This window comes from Ruegeria sp. A5 (genome assembly GCF_056543005.1).
This window is the reverse complement of record NZ_JBQGAV010000003.1, coordinates 74762-94050: the sequence shown is the minus strand read 5'-3', so window position 1 is coordinate 94050 and position 19289 is coordinate 74762. Positions and strand designations below refer to the sequence as shown.

Genomic DNA, 19289 nt, shown 5'->3' with positions numbered 1-19289 from the left:
CTCCCAATAAAAACTCTGTGGGTGATACTTGGAGACCAGCCGCCGATGCCCCAAGGGCTTGTCACACTTTGATTCAATTGACGAATTTGGCCGGTTGTTTGCCGAGCTGGCGAAACCGCGTGCCTGGGAGTGCGGTACCGGCGGGCGAAACCCCTTTGCGTCATCAGCGGCATGGTGGTTGCAATTTCCGCTTGGGAATGCGGCGGTATTTGAATTAGCGTCCCAAGTGAGGGGGATGGGACAGGGAGCCTACGCGCAATGCGCTGGAATGATCTGACACTTCGAACACAAGTTATGAGCATCGTGCTTATCAGCTGGACGATTGTCGGCGTGTTCTCGGTAGTCACCGACGTGGTCCAGATCCGAAACTCTCGCGCTGAAGAGATCCGAAACAGGGGCGATGCCTTTCTTGCGCAGGTGGTTTCAACCCTGGCCCGCGTGCCTCCTGACAGCCGCTCCGAAGCAGCGCTTGGTTTCTTTCCTGCAGAATGGAGTGTCAGGGTCGGCACGCAGGATGCAGCAACCACTTTGGCCAATGGCCGCGACCGCCCGAATCTGGCTAACTGGCTGACGGCGCGGCTGGAACACCGCGGGATCGCCGTCGCGGAACTGTCCGTGGCAGACACGGTCGTTGACGCCAAACACGACCAAAGCGCGCTGTTGCAACTGTTCAAGAGCCACTCGGGCGAACCTATCGATGCAGAAAGCGTTGACGCGTTTCTGGTGAGCGTTTTTTCGGTCCGGCTCAAGGATGATGACGAATGGCTGAACTGCTATTTGCTTATGAAAAACAAGAACATTGTACCTTTGGTCATCGTTGGCTCAATCGACAGTCTGGTCGCGCTTACCCTGCTTTGCGCACTTGCGTTTCTTATTCAGAAAGTGATGCGACCACTGAGCGCGATGGCCGTCAATGCCGAGTTGATCGGGCGGGGTGAAGAAGTCGGCCCACTCGTCGAGGCGGGTGCCATTGATATCCGCCACACAATTATTGCGTTCAATCGCATGGAAGCCCGGATTGTTCTGGCGCTTGAGTACAAGACAACCTTGCTTCGTAGCCTCGGGCATGACCTGAAGGGACCGATTGCCCGGATGCACGATGCGATCCAGAAATTGGAACCAACAGCACCCAAAGAGCAACTGCTCAAGCGGTTGGAAACCATCAGCGATATTGTGAACTCCGTCACCGACCTCAATCGTGAAACGCATCACGATGGAGAGCTTGCACGCCTGGATTTGCGCTCACTGGTTGAGGCGTTGGTAGACGAGCAGGTTGAGGCGGGTCGCGATGTGACCTGCACCATCGAACAATCTGCGGTGGTCAAAGGAAGACACAACGCGCTAGCCCGGGTTCTTAGAAACTTGTTGGAAAATGCGGTCAAATACGGGGGCCGAACAAGTGTCTCTTTGACCACCTCGAATGATATGGCCGCAATTCACATAGACGATGAAGGACCAGGTATCCCAGCCGAACAACTTGAAACAGCGTTTGAGCCTTTCCAGAGACTTGGAGCCACCGAACCCGGCACAGGCCTCGGCCTTGCTATTGTCCGGGCGATTGTTGTCGATCAGGGGGGCACTGTTACGCTTGAAAACCGCCCTAGCGGGGGCCTTAGGGCTAATGTGCTTTTGCCGCTTGATTCCGGAGTTCAGCCTGGACGAAAGATGTAACCCTGCCCCCAGACCGTTCGAATATATTCCGGATTTGATGGATTGTTCTCGATCTTCGACCGCAACCGTTTGATCAGAGCATCAACGCTCCTGTCCCCTGCTCCGCCATGCTGCCGCGTTCGAGCGACGGCAAGAAGGTCTTCTCGGGTGCACAACACGTCCGGATTTTCAGCAAAAAACCGCATGACGCGCACTTCACTTGAGGTGAGGGTGATGAGCCGACCATCCTCGCTTTTGAGATGCCGCTCGTTTTCAACAAGCTCCCATTCTCCGAACCGGGTAACCCGGGATTTTCCCTGCGTTCCACCAGCACGCCTGCGCAGCACAGCACGCACGCGCGCGAGGAGTTCCAACTCGTTGAATGGTTTAATGATGTAATCATCCGCGCCCAGTTCCAGCAGGGAAATCCGCTCGGCGTCGTCATCAATCGAACTGATCATGATGATCCCGGCATCTATGCGCGAAGCGATCTCGTGACATAACACCTTACCACTAGTTCCTGGCATCACGAGGTCCAGCAGAAACAAGCTGTAGGTTTCATCAGCCATCATCAACCGCGCAGCGGGTACATCTTGCGCATGTTCGATTTTGTACCCTTTGTCAGTCAGAAATGCACAAACACCCTGAGCAAACTCGATGTCATCGTCACAAATCAGAATGTGCTCATCATAGCCAGCGGATTGATCCGCGACGTCTTGCATAGCTCTTCTCCTCGGGACGATGCCTGTCGTTACGATAACAACATTTGCTATTCGAAGCTGTCAATGTTGCAGAGAACGATCAAACTGTCCGGTATGCAGCGACCGCAATCGCCACTCATGGCTAGACCAGACAATCATCGATTGGCGCATTCCGGACGATTAAAAAGTTTGTTACGCCGAACAGCAAATTTCTCCCTCTTCCACCACATTCCGCAGGTGGCTGAGTGCAACGAAGCAATCGTCGTCAGAGACTTGGTAGCAGGCCTTGTATTTGGTGTATCGCGTGCACCCTGACTTAAGTGCAGTTTTGATCACGACAGTAGGCTCTGAACAAGATTTGGGTGCTTCTGAAACCCTTAAACGTTACTGCTGCATCCACGCTACGAAAGAGGCTCCAAGTCCGACAGAGTAATATCGTAGTCAGTTTCCACCAGAGCTATCTACGGCCTTGCGGAAATCCGGCTTAGATTGCTTCGATTGTCTCCAGCCAGCGCAGCAGCGCCGCCGTGGTTTGCCGCGGTTGTTCCAGAGTTGGCAAATGGCCCGCGTGTTCGATGACTTCCAACCGGCTTCGCGGCAACAGGTCATGCATCAATTCGTGGCGTTCGACTGGGCATAACGCGTCATGACGGCCGCAAAGGACCAACGCAGCTCCCTTGAAAGCGCGCAATGTGTGACTTTGGTCCGGGCGATCTCGTAGGGCCTTGGATTGGTTAACAAAAATCTCCGGCCCCAAGGCCATAGCCATATCCATGCATAGGTCCAGAATTGCCTGTCGATCAGGGCCATCGGTCAGATAGTTGGGCTTCATTTCCTCGGCCATCACATCGCGTAGCCGACCGTTTTTAACCGCCTCTATCTGGGGCTCACGCCTCGCCTTGACCTGATCCGCCTCTGCCAGCGGGTTGGTGTCCATCAACGCCATCCCCGCTAAACGCCCCGGTGCTTGCCGCAGCATTTCCATCGCAACAATGCCTCCCATGGAAAGACCGGCCAATGCGAACCGGTCGGGCGCGTGTCTTAAAACCTCGGCGGCCAGAGCCTGCATCGTATCATGCGCACCAATGGGCGCGACAAATATCGGATATCTGCCAGACAATGCACCAATTTGCGGCGAGAATAGCCGAGCATCGCACATCATGCCCGGCAAAAGGACAAGTGGTGTCATTTGACCAGAGCAGCCCCTTCGGCCAGCGCACCCAGTTTGGCATAGGCGATATCAGGATCGACAGCGCCAAACCCCGCAAAAGTGCCAAAACCGCAATCCGATCCGCCAATCACCCGCTCCGCTCCTACGATATTCACGAACCGCTCAAGGCGTTGCAGGACCAATTCAGGGTGTTCGACAAAGTTCGTGGTGGTATCGACCACGCCCGGCACCAGTACCTTGTCATCCGGTATCTCGGACTTGCGGTCGCGGAACACCGACCATTCGTGTGCATGGCGCGGGTTCGAGGTTTCAAACAGCACATAGCGCGACTTGGTTGACATCAAAGTCGAGAACACCTTGTCCATTCCGATATCGCAGCAATGCGGACCTTCGTAATTGCCCCAGCAGATGTGAACCCGAACCTTGTCGGCGGGCACATCCTGCAATGCATGGTTCAGCGCTTCGACATGCATTTCGGCAATACTGACAAATTCCTCGTCAGAAAGATCGGTGAACAGCATATGGCGCGACAGGGCAAGATCGGGACAATCCAATTGAAGATCCAGGCCCGCCGCGACGATGGTTTCATATTCGGATTTCATCGCATCGGCCAGCGCGGCCAAATACGCCTCGCGCGTCGGGTAATAGTCGTTCTGCAGAAAAAGAGAGATCACACCCGGGCTGGCAGCATTCATAAATCCGCGCTCAATCCCGTGCTCAACCATGGCTCTTTTGAGGTTGTCGATATCCTTCTGCAACTCGCCCTGCCCTTTCGAGCGCACATCGCCTACGCACATGGGCCGCGCGTATTGCGGAGTTCCGCCATCATTCGCCAAACGTTGAAGAAGGCCCGGAAACATCTTCAGATCAGCCGGAGCGTTGCGCGGGCTGTCGCCTGCAAACCCGGTGTAGCGGTCCTTGACATAGGTCGCGTAAGAGATTTTCGAGGTCTCGCCATCCGATACAATATCGATCCCCGCTGCAGCCTGTTTGCCTACGGTCTCGGACACCGCGTTCGTCATGCAGGCATCAAAATCTGTCTGATCGAACGGTTCCTCCCGCTCACGCGCGAAGATGAAATCGACGACTTCCTGACTACGCGGCAGACTTCCCACATGGGTGGTTGAAATTCGGGTCATCTTGTCATCTCCAATTCAATTACTTCCCTGTGCCGAGTCCAAAGTGAAGCACGGGTCACATACTGCGCGCCCCGAAAAAGATCGGAGCGCGCAGCTTTGCCTTTATGCACCGGTCCAGGTAGTACCGGCGGGATCGTCCGTTGCCGTGATACGATACAGACCGGCCTCTCCGGTCATTGAGGGCACGATACTGTAGCTTTCACCTGACAGAACCAGCGCTGTATCGCCTGCGGACAAAGTTGTTTCATAGCCATCGACTGTAATCCGCCAATGACCACTCGCAGGCATGAGGACGACGGGCATATGCGCCGCGACGGGTTCGTTCAAACAAGAGCCGCGTCCGAGGAAATCGACCTCAAACCCCGGCTTATCCTTGATCAGGGCATCTTCGCCAATAACTTTGGCTGGCTTGTTAGCGGAAAGCGCCATCAGATCCCAATAGCGTGCCACATATTTGCCGATAACATTTTCGACCGGAACTTCCGGATAGCTCTTAAGCTCTTCTTCGGTCAGCAGCGGCATGAGGCGCACGTTGTGGGGCAGTTCCTGACCCTTCTTGCTGTCATACAGCACGCCATTGTCGCCCAGCATCAGCCCATGCGCCTGCGCGTCTTCGATCACCTGTGGTGCCCAGGTGACACCGCCACCCGCATCATCGCCGCCCAGGATCGACATGATCATCCCATAATCCTGCCCGACATTTTCGAAACCGCGAAAGATGCCAGTTGGAATGTTAAATATGTCACCTTCCTCGGCAATAAACTCACCCGCAGTGCCATAGCGACCCCAGAAGAACCGCCAACGTCCTTTGGCGACAAAGAACACCTCGGCCGTGGTGTGGCTGTGCAGCGAATTCCGGCATTTCGGAGGTTGCCCCGCCGCGCCAATATTGAAACCGATTTTGTCGGTGATGTGGACATGCTGATCGGGGCTTTCGGATACGCCACCGCCTACGATGGTAAAGTTTTCCTTCTGGTCCGAACCGGGCGTGTGCGCGTCAATAAATGCGGTTTTACAAGGCTGCAGTTCGCCGTAGCGGACAATGCGTTGTTGGATCGTGCTCATAATAGTCTCCGTTCATTGAATTGGTACAAGAGGTCTCGATCCTCATGCACCCGGAGGGCGATTATTCAGCCGCCGCGCCCGCAAGGACGCCCGGTGGCCGTGGTACCGCCGGGTTCCTTCACTGGCATCCAATGCGACGCGCGTTTGAGGCATCAGAGATCCCCGGTTTCCAACAGAAGCTGTTTCCAGACCGCGGTTTCATCGAACAAGGTCCATTCGCGTCGCAGCCTGATGTCGCCTCCAACCAACTCGCCCCATTCGGCATGGCTGATCCCCAGCACATACAACTCAGCACCTGTTGGTTTGCCGAACACGCCCCAACCGTCATGCTTGCCATGCAAGCTCCAGCGCAGGGCCGAGCGGGGCGGCATATTCGGATCATCGCGCCCGATCTGATGATGGATGGTGAAGGTTGCGCTTGGCATGGCTGCACGCAAAGACATCCAGAACCGATCAGCCGAATCCCAGCCATGGCCCGTGACACCGCCGGGATATTCGGTCTGCACGCCTCGGTCATACTCTCGTTCAATCGCGCCCATATCTGCATTCATTATCCGTGTCAGCAGATCCGCGTGGCGGTGTCCCCATTCATTGTCATTGCCGTACCCCTTGTAGGGGCCTTCGATGTCGTTCTTGGGTGACAGAGGCTTCACACTGGCCTCGGCCCCACCTTCACGCGCTATCAGATCGGCGGCATATTCCTTGGGATCCCAGCCCATTTGCCGGACAATCGCACCCTGATCTCGGATCAGCCATTCGTCATCGATCATGTTGTCGATGGCGTGGCAGTCGGCCAGAATTCGGTATCGCAAGCGTGTTCCGGTGGCTTTGCCATAGACACCATTGCCCCGATGCGTGGCGGTCGACAGGATACGATGCGAGCTCAGCATGCCTTCTTCCGGGGTGCCCGACCAGATCACATCCTCGCCTAGCAGCTGACGGTCGGGGAACTCGGCCAACGTGGCCATTGTTGCACCAATGACATTCTGGTTACCCAACACAACCGAACCGGGCGAGCGGACGACGATGTCTGGGCTGTAATATTGATGCAGAGTCGCAATGCCACGGTCTTCCCAAATCTCTTTGGTGATGCCGATGATATAATCCGGGAAATCTTTGAATTTGGGATCAAATCCCTTCATGTCTTCCATCCTTCAGGTATGCGGGCGGAGCCGCGAACGATCAAAGGTCCGTCAATCTCGGTGCGGCGGGGCGCAGCAGCGGGATTTTCGATCTTGCTAAGTAGAATATCGACGGTTTCGGCAACCATCCGATTGGCAGGCTGACGAATAGTTGTCAGATTGTAGGCTGGCCAAGAGGCAACGGCGACATCGTCATATCCCAGAACCGAGACGTCGGCCGGAATTTGCAGGCCCAACTCGAACCGCAGCGTGTCCATCACAGAGATCGCCATGTGATCATTGGCCACGAACACAGCGTCCGGTGGATCGGACGCGAACATGCGTAGCGTTGCCTCACGCGCCTGTTCTGCGATGAAGTTTCCGGCTCCACGGGCGTGCAGTTTGACACCCGCCTCTTGCAGGGCCGCTACGAACCCCGCTTCACGATCGCGCTGGGTCGAAGCGCCCTCCCACCCGGCGATATATCCGATCTTCTCATGACCGCCAGCCAGCAGAAACTCGGCTGCCTTTCGGCCACCGGCGACATTGTCGGATGTAACCGATGACATAGTGAGGTCATCCTGTGCCCGATTGAACAACACCATCGGTACACCCACGGTCCGACAACGTTCATACAAGGTCGACGACAGGGCCACCGATGCCGCGATTATGCCGTCGACTTGAAAGTCGAGCAATTCCTCAACCACGCTATCGACGTTTTCGGCTTGGTTCGACGCCATGAATATCATCACATGGTAGCCGCGCTCCTGCAGCGTGTTCGTCAACCTTTCCAGTGCTTCAGGATAAAACTGATTATTCAGATACGCCACAACAAGCCCAATGATCCGGCTTTTGCCGGACACTACGGCACGCGCAAGGACGTTCGGCCGATAGCCCAGTTGCTTGGCGGCCTGACGCACCTTTTCAATCGTCTTCTTCGAGGCTGACGCCCCCGGAGTGAACACACGGCTAACGGCAGACTGACTGACCCCGGCGAGGCGGGCGACCTCCATGGATGTAACTTTTTGCGCCGCCATCAGTCTGCTGTCCAACCTCCGTCTATCATCAACGCGGTGCCCGTCACCAAAGCCGATGCATCCGAGGCAAGATAAACCACTGCCCCCATGATGTCTTCGATCTCGCCCGGGCGGCCCAACTTGATCTTGTCCAATATCCATGCGCGCTTGTCCGGGTCATCAAAAGTCGACTTGGTCAAATCGGTCAAAATAAAAGTTGGGCAGATCGTGTTGACCCGAATTTTTGCAGGACCGAACTCCAGCGCCATCGCCCTGGAAAAGCCTTCGACCGCGAATTTTGAAGCGCAATAGACGGCCCTTTCTCGCCCGCCTACATGGCCCATCTGGCTGGAGATGTTCATCAGCGATCCGGGGCGCCCAGCTTCTAACAGTCCTTTCGCCACCGCTTGGGTCAGAAAATAGGCCCCTCGGACATTGACATCCATTACCGCATCAAAATCCTCGGGCCGTGTGTCTACGGCCCTGCTGTGTCGGGCCAGACCGGCTGAGTTCAGCAGGATATCAAACGGCCCGTTTTGCGCCACAGCATCAGCAGTGCCTGCAACGTCAGAAACATCCAGTTCAAGTATATTCGCCAACCATCCCCGAGCGGTCATCTCTGTTGCCAGATTCTGCAACGCATCCTTGCGCCGCGCCGCCAGTGTCACTTCGGCACCATGCTCTGCCAGTGCTACGGCACAGGCCATGCCGATACCGGACGACCCGCCCGCGACCAATGCGCGTTTGCCGTTAAGATTGAAACTTGGGGTGCTGGGAAATTGGGACATATCAGACCTCGCCAACCTGAAATGGAATGCGGCCCGGAACGCGCGCCTTGTTGAACTCTCGCAAACGGGCGAACACGTCAACACCCAGCTGGCGATAGGTATCCAGCAGATCAACTAAAACCCAGTTCTCGCGAATCTTGCCATTTTCAAGCCGCCAGAAATCGAGGCTGCGCAGCGTGATCTTCTTGCCCGACGGTGCGATCCCCATCCAGCCATCATTGGTGACAGTCTGGGTCATGTTGGGCCAACCCGTAACAGCCGCATAGTCACCGTCGCCAAAGAAATGACAGGTGATGTCATCTACATCCTGCCCGCGATCCGGCATTGCGTTGAGGAATGGAATCTGATGCCAATTACGGAACCCCGCAATACCCCGCCCTGTGCCGATCCCCGAGGGGCCGTACCAGTTCATCCGAGGATGCCAGAACCGCTCCAACTCCATCACCTCCGGACCACCTTCTGCGGGATGTTTGGTCAGATGATCCAGCATGTCGACAATGTGCTGGCAGGTCTCTTTGCCCTTGGCCTTGTCATACGGGCCGGGCACCAGCCCGTCCTGCGTCGCTGGTCCCGGAACATGCCATTCCCGCCCCAAACCGGGTGCCATGGGCCAAGCCTGCGCTTGCATCATCACTTCGGGGATATCCCAAAGCGCCTGCACCTCGGCGACTTTGCCATTTTCGATCCGGTAAAACTCGTGAAACCGCATGGTGACCTGATGGCCTGTCGGCGGAATCTCCAGCCATGGCCCCGCGAAAGTGCCGGTATAGTACCCGCCGCATCCAACCCAATCAGCCCCGAATTCATCAGGTCCAGCCATGACGATATAATCGCGGCGCTCAAGATCGGGCCATGCGGTCAGAAGATCGCGATAGCAACAATCGTAATAAGCATTAATCCCTTTGGTGTCGCCAAACGGATAGCTCAGATGGAACACAGCGTCGGGAGAACAAATCTTATCCAACGCCTGCCGGACACCGGCTTCGGTAAAGTCATACATCGCAGCCCTGACCTGTGCGATCAGGGTCTTGTGCTCAGTATGCCTGTCACTCATTCTGCGGCGTCCCTGTAGGGTGCAGGCGCGCCGTAGGGGACATTGATGCCGCCGTAACGCCTTACGCGGACGTTACATTGCTCGGCGTGCCCCACAAAACCTTCGAGCATACATAGGCGCGAACCATATTCGCCGATCAAGGTTGCCGCCTCATCAGTCAGAACCTTTTGATAGCTATGTGTTTTCAGATATTTACCGACCCATAGACCACCAGTATAGCGGCCAGCTTTTTTGGTAGGTAGCGTGTGATTGGTGCCAATAACCTTATCACCGTTCGAGACATTGGTACGCGGTCCAAGGAACAATGCGCCATAACAAGTCATGTTCTCAAGGAACCAGTCGTCGCGATCGGTCATGACCTGCACATGTTCAGATGCAATGTCATCGGCGACCTGCAGCATCTCGTCATACGTATCGCAGACGATCACTTCGCCATATTCCTCCCACGACACTTTTGCAGTGCCCGCTGTCGGCAGAATGCCCAGCAGCCGGTCGACCTCGGCCATCGTGTCCACGGCCAGTTTGCGCGAGTTGGTCAGCAAAACGCAGGGGCTGTTATAACCATGTTCGGCCTGACCCAGAAGATCGGTCGCGCATAGCTCTGCGTCTGCGGCGGTCTCATCAGCAATCACCATGGTCTCGGTCGGGCCGGCAAACAGGTCGATACCGACGCGACCAAATAGCTGACGTTTAGCTTCTGCGACAAAGGCGTTACCCGGACCGACAAGCATGTGGACTGGATCAATCGTCTCGGTTCCCAACGCCATGGCGCCGATAGCCTGAATGCCGCCCATCACGTAAATCTCATGCGCCCCACCCAAATACATGGCGGCGATCACCGCTGCATTGGGTTTGCCCTGAAACGGAGGGGTGCAGGCGATGATGCGTGGTACGCCCGCCACCGAGGCGGTCGCCACCGACATATGCGCCGAGGCCACCATCGGGAATTTGCCACCGGGCACATAACAGCCCACCGATTGTACGGGGATGTTCTTGTGGCCCAAAATGACGCCCGGCAGAGTCTCAACTTCGATATCCAGCATCGAGTCGCGCTGAGCTTGTGCAAAGTTGCGCACTTGTTCCTGCGCGAATTTGATGTCCGCCAGCTCTCGATCCGTCAGCTGATTGATCAGGTCGTCGATCTGGTCTTGAGACAACCGAAACGATGCTGGCGAATAGTTATCGAACTTCTCGCTTAGCTCGCGTACCGCAGCATCGCCACGTGTTTCGATGTCTTTCAGCGTCGCTTCGACGACAGCGCGTGTTTTGGCGTCATCCTCGGCCCGGTCAGCATCGGACTTACCACGTTTCAGATACTCGATTGTCATTGTCCTAATCCTTAGTTTCAGGCCGGGGCGGAGACTTCTCACCCCGGTCAAATGCTTCCCAGCCTTCACCGTTAAACAGATCGACACCCAGCTGTGCCGCTACATGGGCGAAATCCACATTCACCCAATTGTCGACGATCTTGCCGTCGACCACTTTCCAGAAATCCATATATCGGATCTCGACCCGCTTTCCGGTGGGGGCGATCCCCAGGAACTCACCCGAATGGGTTGCTTCCTGTCGGCCAAACGCAGCCGCCCACTCGCCCATGTAAAGGCGCGCTTCGTCGATGCAGGTCTTGTCCGAAAAAGCCGCCTGAAACGGGCGTTGCCAATTGTCCTGAAACTGTTTCAGGCCAGTTTTTGTGCCACAGCCCTGATTGCCCATCCAGCGGAAGCCTTCCGAGAAGAATTCGCCGATGTCATCGATACGGTGATCGTTCAGACCATCCACCATGGTTTCAATCACACGGCGGGTGTCTTCTGTTTTGTCGAGGTCCGTATCACGTGTCAGCACGGCCTGTTCCGGGCGGGAACCCTTCATCTTTCTCATCCTTGTATTGGTGCCAATAGAAATTCTGTCTTCATCGGTTAGCTCAATCAGCTGACAGAAAATCCCTCGGCATCCGGTTGAGCGCCGGGTGGCGGCCAACGGCGTTATGTCTTGCAGAGCTGCTCATGCGGCTTGCTCGGCGATGTCGGCAAAAAGGTCATATCCCAGCTGCAACAAGACATGCGGGATGTCGACGAAAACCCAGTTTTCGACCAACAGATCGTCCTCTCGACGCCACCAGTCGCAGACCCGCATGAAGACGCGTTTTTCGCTTGCGGGCTGGTCGAGGAAGGGTTTCACCTGGACACCAGTCAAGGAAGGCCAGCCACCCGAGCATACGTAATTGCCTTCGCCGAAGCGGGTGAAATGCGCAGTCATGCCATTTCCCGCACTACCTCCGGACCAACCTTCGAAGGTGGCCTCGAAAGGCACCTGGAAGCTTGCAAAACTCTCGAGCCCGACGAAAGAACCGAAGGCGCCGGGGCCGTACCAGACCATGTTGTCATGCCAGAACGGGCGCCAGGCCTCGTTCTGGGTGGCAAGCTTGGCCAGCATTTCTGTGACCATACGATAGCTCTTGGCCCCCTCGACTGGGTCTTGCGGCGTGGTCAAGATGCCATCATGGCTTGCTGGACCCTGAATCATCCCGGTGAAGCCACGGGTCTTGCCCGGGCTATCGGTGATCGGCCATTGCCCTGCAGCCAGCATCAGTTCTGGGATATCGAAGAAGATATAGCTCTCCACCGCCTTGCCATCCTGCATACGGTGGAACTCGCCGAAGCGCAGATAGGCAAGCTCACCTGTGGCGCGGATACCAAGCCAGTCGCGCGAGAACCGACCGACGAAATAGCCGGTGGCGCTGATCCAGCCCTGTCCTTCAAATACACCGGCCATGACGATATCATCGCGCCGAAAAAGCCCATCGAAGGAGGCTGCGAGCGGGGCGATGACGTGATCGTGCAGCCCGAGGCCACCCGCGACCTCGTTGAAAGGATGCACCACGTTGACATGTGCACCGGGGGCGAAGAATCCCTCATAGGCCGGTCGGAAATTGCCTGGATGGCGTTGCGCGGCGGTGAAATTCAGAAAGGGTTTACGGTCGAGGCGTTCCATTAACTTTGTCTCTGTAGGATCTGTTCAAGGCGTCTGCGGAGAAACGCCCCGCAAGGCCCTGCGCGCATCAAAGCAAAAGGAATTCGCCCTGGTCGCCTTGCCCGGCACGCAGCCATATTCAGGCTGGCTGCGTGCGCATGGGCAAATACGGACTGAGGATGCGTGCGTCCCATCAGCGTCAGCCTTTCACAGCCCCGGCGGTCAAACCGCCCACAATCTGACGCTGGAAGAACATCACCAAGATGAACAGCGGAACCGTCGCAGAAACCACGGCCGCAACGGCGAACATTACGTTGCCCTCGGTTTGCGTTGTACCAAGGAACGCGGCGATGGCTGGAACCATTGTGCGGTTGCTTTCTGACAACAGCATCGCCCCAACGGCAAAGTCGTTATAGGCCAGAAGAAACGAGAACAGCCCCGTGGTGATCACACCCGGCCACATCACCGGAATGATCACCCGGCGGAAGGCCTGAAACTGGTTGCAGCCGTCGACCTTTGCGCTTTCGTCAAGCTCGCTGGGGATGTTCTTGAAGAAGGCGTGTAGCATCCACAGGGTGAACGGCTGGTTGATCGCGACAAGTACGATAATTGTCGTCGGAAGTATCCCCCAGATATTCCATTCAAAGAAGGGCAGCAGATAACCCGAGACCAACGTGATCGGCGGCATTGCGCGGAAGATCAGCGCCGTGATCAAAAGCCAGAATGTGTAGTTATAGCTCGACCGTGAAAGCGCATAGCCCCCCAGCGTTCCGATGGTCAGCGAGATGGCGACCACAAAGACGCAAACGATCCCCGTGTTCAGAACATTCCGCCAAAATTCTTCCTGAATCCAAGCCCCTTCGTAACCGGTGGTGGTAAAGGGTGAGCCATAAACTGCCTCGGTCCGCGCGCCGGTTAAGGCGTTGGTCCAATCGGCGATCGAGAAGAAATCCAGCTCTACCTTGAACGACCCCCAAACCGTCCAGAGGAACGGGAAAGCGGCCAGGATGAACCAAAGGATCACAAAAAGCGACGAAGCAATCCGAAGGCTTTTGGGCATTCTTTGCGCACGGCTGGCCATGTTATCTTGCTCCTTTGAAGTCACGCCAGGTGCGGACAAGCACGGGCGACAACAGAATGGCGACCCCGATAATCGTGATCACAGACGTAGCGGCTGCAGAGGACAGTTGTCGCGTTTCACCGCCGAGGTCGTTGAAGATGAAAGTACTGAGCGATTGCGCATGGGCACCGGCGCTGAAGCCAATAATCGGTTCAAACACCTTGAAATTATCCATCAACTGGATCAGCGCAACAAACGTAACCAGGGGCATGAGATGGGGAACAACCACGAATTTGACCTGTTGCCAGCGGGTTGCCCCATCGATCTGGGCCGCCTCGATCTGATCTTTGGGCAAAGTTTGCAAACCGGCATAGAACACCACGAAGGCAAAGGGGGCCGAGCTCCAGACGCCATAAACCATCAGCGCCACCCACATCAGCCCGGTCGAAGCCTTTAGACTGAAATCCGGATCTCCGGCCAAGTTTACAAGGGCGTTGCCGATGACGCCACGACTGTCAATCATCCAAAACAGAATGAGCGAGCCGATCAGCGGTGTCACAATCATGGGCAAGAGCGAGAAGAAGATCATCAAACCCTTGAGGTGCCGGTGCAGTGAGTTGACCGCCAGCGCAATCACCAGCCCCAGAATGATCGTGAGGGGTGTCACAATGAATGTGAAGGTCAGCGTAAAGGCCATGGCCCGATAGAAGGGCAAGTTTCCGACCTCTGAGAAAAGGTCACCCCACGTGTCACTCGCCGCCCAGATTTCGCCAACCTCTTGTATCGCCAGGTGGCCGCGATCAAAGTAGATATCCAGCCCGACAAATCTGCCCAATGGTTGTTCGGCGCGAAGCGCTGCGGTAGCTTCCTGATCGATGGTGGTCTCGGTTGTGCACCCGACAAGCGGAGTACAGTTTTCGACTTCCACCAGAACCGCCGGGTGTGGGGCGTAAATGGATTGGATCACCACCGAGACGATGGGCATTGCAATGAACAGCAGCATTGCAAGTCCTGTGGGCAGGAAAAACCAAAGGAATGTCTTATGGCGCATGTCGCAATTCCCGTGTCGGCTTGATTGGGCGGGTGCCCGAATTGGGCACCCGCAAGGGGCGTTTTACTGTAGGAAGCCCTGTTCGATTGCCGCGGCGCGATAGGCGGCCTCGACATCGGCCAGCGCCTGTTCAGCGCTTTCCTTGCCCTGCATGAAATCGGCAAGTTCATTGCCGAGTGCACTGTGCATCAAACCCATGTAGGGCAGCATCGGATAAGGAGTCGTGCCCATTTTGGCAGCGTCAAATACACCCTGCGCGTCGTCTGCAGGTTCGTACCCTTCGATCAACCAGACTGCCAGCGGCGTGGTTTCATCGTTCAACATTTCGGGGCGGACGCCATGCGTCATCGCGACAAAAGTCGCCTCAGCCTCTTCATCTGAGATGTTCTTGCCGACGGTCCATCCGTCCCACCAAAGGGTCGAGGCCGGAGTCGTGCCGCCACCCACGGTCAGCGGCGCTGCAATGGCATGGCCATCGATTACTTCCTGCAAGACACCTTCGGTTGTGGTCTGCTGTGACGCCCGTGACCCCCACATATTCATGATCGCCACATTGCCCGCGCGGTATTCCGCGTTGGTGGCATTGGAATCATGGGTCAGAAAGTCGGGGTTCATATACTCGGACAAAGCCTTCATCATGTTCAGCGCTTTGACACCGGCCTCGGTATTGACGTTGGGCTCTGCGCTGCCGGGCTTGAAATGAGTACCTCCATAGCCAAGGAACATGTTGTTGAATTCCTGCGCCAGATTCCATCCCGCAGCGTAAGCACCACCAACCGGGTTTTGCATTATGCCCTGCGCGCGAATGGCTTCGGCCGCTTCGAGCAGTTCTTCATACGTGGTCGGCACTTCGACGCCTGCCTGTTCCAGAACGTCCTTGCGGTACATCAGGTGCTGAGCGTTGGCCATGAAGGCGATGGCCATGATGTCATCGCCGATCTTGATTAACTGTCCCGGCTGCAGGTTCTGACCATGTTTTTCGACCAGGTCATTGAGCGGTCGGATGACGTCTTCATTCATCAACGCCACAATCGAGCTGTTGGCGATGATGGCTGAGGTGTATTCCGACGGATTGCCCGACAGACCGGCCACGTTGATGGTTTGGTGTTCGGATGTCAGGTTGGATTCAACAGATGCGCCCGTGCATTCCTTTGCGGCAGCGGCCACAGCCTGAATGGCGGCAAATTCGTTGCCGACGATGTTGACCCGATCCGTGATCTCGCAGGCATAACCCGCGCTCGCAGCAAAGGCGGTCAGTGACCCGGCCAATGCGATTTTCTTTAGAAACATTTTTGATTCCTCCCTAGGTGATTGGGTGCATCTTCGAAGCCTGCACCCGAGATTGTCCCGTCATTGCGGGATTGGTTTTCGTCTCTCAGATCTCAAGGCGCGCGCCGGTTTGCGCATCGAACAGGTGACAGTGATCGGTATGGATATGAATCGACACCTGATCGTCGATTTCAGCACGATAGGTTTTGTCGGCCTTGACCGAGACCAGCGCTCCGCCGATCCGAACCGAGACCATGGTGCTGTCCCCCAGCAATTCCTGCGTATAGATGGGCGCGTTAATCTCGCCCCCGCTTTCTACGACATTGGCGTCCTCGGCGCGGAAACCCAAAGTTATTGGGCCATCCGGAGCATTCAGACCATGCACTTCGGTATTCTGCGCGCGGAACACACCGCCCTGAACATCGCCATCAACCAGGTTCATCGCCGGGTTGCCGATAAAGCTGGCGACAAACGTGTTCGCAGGCTCGTCGTAGATCGCCGTCGGAGAGCCAACCTGCTGGACAACACCCTGCTTCATGATCACCACGCGATCGGCCAGTGTCATCGCCTCGATCTGGTCATGTGTCACATAAATCGTAGTCACCGCCAGTTCATGGCTAAGGTTCTTGATCTGCGCGCGAGTCGAAACGCGCAGTTTTGCGTCAAGGTTGGACAACGGCTCATCCATCAGGAACACGTTGGGCTCGCGTACAATCGCACGCGCCAGAGCCACCCGTTGACGTTGCCCACCTGACAGTTCTGCCGGCTTACGATGCAGAAAGTCGTCCAACTCTACCATCGCCGACGCACGGCGCACTTTTTCGTCATGGGTGGAAGCGTCGATGCCACGTACCCTCAGCGGGAAACGAATGTTCTCGTAGACATTCATGTTCGGATACAAAGCGTAAGACTGGAACACCATCGCGACGTCGCGGTCTTTTGGCTCCATATCGTTGACGCGGGTACCGTCGATCAGAATATCACCCTCGCTTGCGTCTTCCAAACCTGCGATCATGCGCATCGTCGTGGTCTTGCCACAACCCGACGGGCCGAGAAGCACCAGAAATTCCTTGTCGGATATTGTCAGGTCGAAATTGTCCACTCCAACAAAAGAACCCCAACGTTTTCCAACATTGCGCAGTTGAATCTCGGCCATACTGTCCTCCCAGTTGCACCTGAGTGCATACGTTTGCAAAAGCATAGACATCCAAAGGAACATCTGGCAAGTATTTTTTGCAAGCGAATGCAAAAGCGCCCGCAATCTTGCTAAAGACTGACGCTTCCCTCCGGGCAAAGCATTGAAAGTAAAAAATATGTCTTACGAAGCCGAGAAAGAAATCGTCCTGAAATTCTACAAAGCTCTGAGCGAAGCAGAGGAATCAGCCCTCTCTGATGTGATCTCTGAGTATTGCGCCGAGGACCTCCTGTGGCGCGGCTTTCACCCATTCAACGAGCAGCGTGGCGCTAGCAACGTGGCGCAAGAATTCTGGCAGCCGCTGAATCACAGCCTAACTAACTTGCAGCGTCGGATGGACGTTTTCATAGCTGGTCAAAATGAAATCGACGGGTTCAATTCAGTCTGGGTTGTTTCGATGGGCCATCTCATGGGGCTGTTCGACAAGGACTGGCTGGGCATTGCGCCAACCGGAAAAATGGCCTTACTGCGCTATTGCGAGTTCAACAGGATTGAGAAAGGTAAGATTGTCGAAACCGCGATGTATTTCGACATCCCGCATTTCATGATGCAGGCTGGGTTGCGGCCCTTCCCGCCGCAGACCGCTGCAGAACTTGTCCAGCCCGGGCCCATGACCCATGACGGCCTGATGTTCACGCCTCAACCCGCCGAAGACGGCCAAATGACATTGGCCGCTATCAACGCGATGATCTCCGATCTTGGGCGGTGGGACAGCGGGCTCAGCCTTGAAGATGAGTTGCGCCGCACATGGTGCGAAGACATGATCTGGTGGGGGCCATCCGGTATCGGTGCGACCTACACAATCGAACGTTACGCCAAACAACACGCAGGCCCGTTCCGTGCTGGGTTTGCCGACCGGTCAAAAACCAACCATATCTGCCGCATCGCCGAGGGCCACTATGGCGGCTTTTTTGGCTGGCCGAACTTTACCGCCCGACCAACCGGCGGGTTCATGGGGATGCCTGCCACTGACAAAGCCGGTGAGTTCCGGGTGATAGACATTTATCGTCGCAAAGGTGATAAACTGGCCGAGAACTGGATTTTCATCGATCTGCTTCATTTCTGGAAGCAACAGGGTGTCGATATTCTGGACCGCATGACCCACGGTGGTTCTTAGATCATAGGCAGGCCGATCATTTTGGTCGGAATACGGTAAACGGACGTGCTGGCAGTGATGTACAGCATGCTGAACTCGGCTCCACCAAAGCAGAAGTTGGTAGATTTCTGCGGCGTCAGAATGACACCAAGGCAGTGCGCTTGGGCATCAAACAGATGTACACCGCCGGGACCATTGCACAAAATCTGGCCGTCGCGGGTGCACTTCATACCGTCCGGTACCCCTTCCCCATCGCCAACAACATCGGCCCAGACCACCCCACCGGTCAGTGAGCCATCAGTGGCGACATCAAAGACGCGGATATGGCCACCCCAACTGTCATTGACAAACAGCCTTGTTTCGTCGGCTGACAAACACAACCCGTTGGGTTGCTGAAAATCATCCGCGACAAGGTGTAACGTGCCGTCGGGATCCAGCCGGAACACGCCTTGCACCGGCAGTTCCTGCTCTCTCAGAATGCCAAGATCCTCTCGGATACGACCAAAACTGGGATCAGTGAACCAAATCCGACCGTGCGAGTCGCAGATAACATCGTTGGGGCTGTTTAGTTCTTTGCCATCAAAATGCGTGGCGATCGAAGTAACCCGCTTGCCGCCGTGATCATGGCGTACCAAATGCGAACTGGCGTGCTCGCAAGAGATCACTGCCCCACTTTTGTCGAAGCAATTTCCGTTTGCTTGGTTGGAAGGGGTGCGAAAAACGCGAACTCCCTCACCCTCGCTCCACTTGTATTGATGGCTCTCCTGAATGTCCGAGAATACCAGCCAATGCTCTTCGGGGTGCCATATTGGCCCTTCGGTAAACCCCAGACCGCTAGCGATTTCTTCCAGTTGAGCGTCAGGGTGCACCAGATCTGTGAAGCATTTGGAACGGATATCGAATACCATGTGAACACCTTTTCAGAGTTGCGCCTGCCAACACT

The 19289-nt window shown here is 56.0% G+C and carries 18 protein-coding genes; 2 read left to right on the top strand and 16 right to left on the bottom strand.

Features of this window, described 5'->3' with window-relative positions; all coding sequences use genetic code 11:
• Positions 1-258: 258 nt before the first annotated feature.
• Positions 259-1671, top strand: coding sequence for an ATP-binding protein (locus ACR0AY_RS08840; protein ID WP_170511748.1), 1413 nt, complete (start codon positions 259-261; stop codon positions 1669-1671).
• Here ACR0AY_RS08840 and ACR0AY_RS08835 read toward each other — a convergent pair.
• From ACR0AY_RS08835 to ACR0AY_RS08765, 15 genes are all read right to left on the bottom strand, one after another.
• Positions 1650-2372 (bottom strand): response regulator, encoded by a 723-nt coding sequence (locus tag ACR0AY_RS08835; protein WP_170511746.1) that lies wholly within the window; start codon positions 2370-2372, stop codon positions 1650-1652. The genes ACR0AY_RS08840 and ACR0AY_RS08835 overlap by 22 nt on opposite strands.
• Positions 2373-2835: 463 nt before the next feature.
• A complete protein-coding gene (locus ACR0AY_RS08830) occupies positions 2836-3540 on the bottom strand; it encodes an alpha/beta fold hydrolase (RefSeq protein ID WP_170511744.1) in 705 nt (234 codons plus the stop codon).
• Positions 3537-4661: a cobalamin-independent methionine synthase II family protein gene (locus ACR0AY_RS08825; protein WP_480454027.1), complete on the bottom strand. Its 1125-nt coding sequence runs from the start codon at positions 4659-4661 to the stop codon at positions 3537-3539. Before ACR0AY_RS08825 ends, ACR0AY_RS08830 begins: the two co-directional genes overlap by 4 nt.
• A gap of 102 nt (positions 4662-4763) precedes the next feature.
• A complete protein-coding gene (locus ACR0AY_RS08820; protein ID WP_480454025.1) occupies positions 4764-5726 on the bottom strand; it encodes a cupin domain-containing protein in 963 nt (320 codons plus the stop codon).
• 152 nt (positions 5727-5878) lie between these two features.
• Positions 5879-6868: a nuclear transport factor 2 family protein gene (locus ACR0AY_RS08815; RefSeq protein ID WP_170422637.1), complete on the bottom strand. Its 990-nt coding sequence runs from the start codon at positions 6866-6868 to the stop codon at positions 5879-5881.
• Entirely contained in the window at positions 6865-7884 is a 1020-nt protein-coding gene (locus tag ACR0AY_RS08810; RefSeq protein ID WP_170465610.1) for a LacI family DNA-binding transcriptional regulator, read from the bottom strand. Before ACR0AY_RS08810 ends, ACR0AY_RS08815 begins: the two co-directional genes overlap by 4 nt.
• Positions 7884-8651: an SDR family oxidoreductase gene (locus tag ACR0AY_RS08805; protein WP_170511739.1), complete on the bottom strand. Its 768-nt coding sequence runs from the start codon at positions 8649-8651 to the stop codon at positions 7884-7886. Before ACR0AY_RS08805 ends, ACR0AY_RS08810 begins: the two co-directional genes overlap by 1 nt.
• Before the next feature lies 1 nt (position 8652).
• Positions 8653-9705: an ester cyclase gene (locus tag ACR0AY_RS08800; RefSeq protein ID WP_480454023.1), complete on the bottom strand. Its 1053-nt coding sequence runs from the start codon at positions 9703-9705 to the stop codon at positions 8653-8655.
• The gene (gene hisD, locus ACR0AY_RS08795) at positions 9702-11033 is read right to left on the bottom strand and encodes a histidinol dehydrogenase (protein WP_170511734.1); all 1332 of its coding nucleotides are present in this window, start codon (positions 11031-11033) and stop codon (positions 9702-9704) included. Before hisD ends, ACR0AY_RS08800 begins: the two co-directional genes overlap by 4 nt.
• A gap of 4 nt (positions 11034-11037) precedes the next feature.
• Complete coding sequence (locus ACR0AY_RS08790; protein ID WP_170407056.1) at positions 11038-11574, bottom strand: ester cyclase; 537 nt, start codon at positions 11572-11574, stop codon at positions 11038-11040.
• A 132-nt stretch (positions 11575-11706) separates the two neighbouring features.
• The gene (locus ACR0AY_RS08785) at positions 11707-12696 is read right to left on the bottom strand and encodes a nuclear transport factor 2 family protein (protein WP_170511731.1); all 990 of its coding nucleotides are present in this window, start codon (positions 12694-12696) and stop codon (positions 11707-11709) included.
• Between the two features lie 178 nt (positions 12697-12874).
• Positions 12875-13756: a carbohydrate ABC transporter permease gene (locus tag ACR0AY_RS08780; RefSeq protein ID WP_170394093.1), complete on the bottom strand. Its 882-nt coding sequence runs from the start codon at positions 13754-13756 to the stop codon at positions 12875-12877.
• 1 nt (position 13757) lies between these two features.
• On the bottom strand, positions 13758-14786 hold the full coding sequence (locus tag ACR0AY_RS08775; RefSeq protein WP_170394095.1) for a carbohydrate ABC transporter permease: 1029 nt from the start codon (positions 14784-14786) through the stop codon (positions 13758-13760).
• Positions 14787-14849: 63 nt separating this feature from the next.
• Entirely contained in the window at positions 14850-16076 is a 1227-nt protein-coding gene (locus ACR0AY_RS08770; RefSeq protein ID WP_170394097.1) for an extracellular solute-binding protein, read from the bottom strand.
• 85 nt (positions 16077-16161) lie between these two features.
• Positions 16162-17211, bottom strand: coding sequence for an ABC transporter ATP-binding protein (locus ACR0AY_RS08765; protein ID WP_170394099.1), 1050 nt, complete (start codon positions 17209-17211; stop codon positions 16162-16164).
• A gap of 157 nt (positions 17212-17368) precedes the next feature.
• On the opposite strand from ACR0AY_RS08765, the gene ACR0AY_RS08760 reads away from it, so the two are divergent.
• Positions 17369-18367 (top strand): ester cyclase, encoded by a 999-nt coding sequence (locus ACR0AY_RS08760; RefSeq protein WP_170511729.1) that lies wholly within the window; start codon positions 17369-17371, stop codon positions 18365-18367.
• Here ACR0AY_RS08760 and ACR0AY_RS08755 read toward each other — a convergent pair.
• Complete coding sequence (locus ACR0AY_RS08755) at positions 18364-19254, bottom strand: SMP-30/gluconolactonase/LRE family protein (RefSeq protein WP_170509122.1); 891 nt, start codon at positions 19252-19254, stop codon at positions 18364-18366. The two genes, ACR0AY_RS08760 and ACR0AY_RS08755, sit on opposite strands and share 4 nt — an antisense overlap.
• Positions 19255-19289 lie beyond the last annotated feature (35 nt).

What these genes read in the sequence shown, in the direction of transcription:
- ACR0AY_RS08840 (WP_170511748.1), top strand. Translation starts at nt 259, where the DNA reads ATGCGCTGGAATGATCTGACACTTCGAACACAAGTTATGAGCATCGTG.
- ACR0AY_RS08835 (WP_170511746.1), bottom strand. Translation starts at nt 2,372, where the DNA reads ATGCAAGACGTCGCGGATCAATCCGCTGGCTATGATGAGCACATTCTG.
- ACR0AY_RS08830 (WP_170511744.1), bottom strand. Translation starts at nt 3,540, where the DNA reads ATGACACCACTTGTCCTTTTGCCGGGCATGATGTGCGATGCTCGGCTA.
- ACR0AY_RS08825 (WP_480454027.1), bottom strand. Translation starts at nt 4,661, where the DNA reads ATGACCCGAATTTCAACCACCCATGTGGGAAGTCTGCCGCGTAGTCAG.
- ACR0AY_RS08820 (WP_480454025.1), bottom strand. Translation starts at nt 5,726, where the DNA reads ATGAGCACGATCCAACAACGCATTGTCCGCTACGGCGAACTGCAGCCT.
- ACR0AY_RS08815 (WP_170422637.1), bottom strand. Translation starts at nt 6,868, where the DNA reads ATGAAGGGATTTGATCCCAAATTCAAAGATTTCCCGGATTATATCATC.
- ACR0AY_RS08810 (WP_170465610.1), bottom strand. Translation starts at nt 7,884, where the DNA reads ATGGCGGCGCAAAAAGTTACATCCATGGAGGTCGCCCGCCTCGCCGGG.
- ACR0AY_RS08805 (WP_170511739.1), bottom strand. Translation starts at nt 8,651, where the DNA reads ATGTCCCAATTTCCCAGCACCCCAAGTTTCAATCTTAACGGCAAACGC.
- ACR0AY_RS08800 (WP_480454023.1), bottom strand. Translation starts at nt 9,705, where the DNA reads ATGAGTGACAGGCATACTGAGCACAAGACCCTGATCGCACAGGTCAGG.
- hisD (WP_170511734.1), bottom strand. Translation starts at nt 11,033, where the DNA reads ATGACAATCGAGTATCTGAAACGTGGTAAGTCCGATGCTGACCGGGCC.
- ACR0AY_RS08790 (WP_170407056.1), bottom strand. Translation starts at nt 11,574, where the DNA reads ATGAAGGGTTCCCGCCCGGAACAGGCCGTGCTGACACGTGATACGGAC.
- ACR0AY_RS08785 (WP_170511731.1), bottom strand. Translation starts at nt 12,696, where the DNA reads ATGGAACGCCTCGACCGTAAACCCTTTCTGAATTTCACCGCCGCGCAA.
- ACR0AY_RS08780 (WP_170394093.1), bottom strand. Translation starts at nt 13,756, where the DNA reads ATGGCCAGCCGTGCGCAAAGAATGCCCAAAAGCCTTCGGATTGCTTCG.
- ACR0AY_RS08775 (WP_170394095.1), bottom strand. Translation starts at nt 14,786, where the DNA reads ATGCGCCATAAGACATTCCTTTGGTTTTTCCTGCCCACAGGACTTGCA.
- ACR0AY_RS08770 (WP_170394097.1), bottom strand. Translation starts at nt 16,076, where the DNA reads ATGTTTCTAAAGAAAATCGCATTGGCCGGGTCACTGACCGCCTTTGCT.
- ACR0AY_RS08765 (WP_170394099.1), bottom strand. Translation starts at nt 17,211, where the DNA reads ATGGCCGAGATTCAACTGCGCAATGTTGGAAAACGTTGGGGTTCTTTT.
- ACR0AY_RS08760 (WP_170511729.1), top strand. Translation starts at nt 17,369, where the DNA reads ATGTCTTACGAAGCCGAGAAAGAAATCGTCCTGAAATTCTACAAAGCT.
- ACR0AY_RS08755 (WP_170509122.1), bottom strand. Translation starts at nt 19,254, where the DNA reads ATGGTATTCGATATCCGTTCCAAATGCTTCACAGATCTGGTGCACCCT.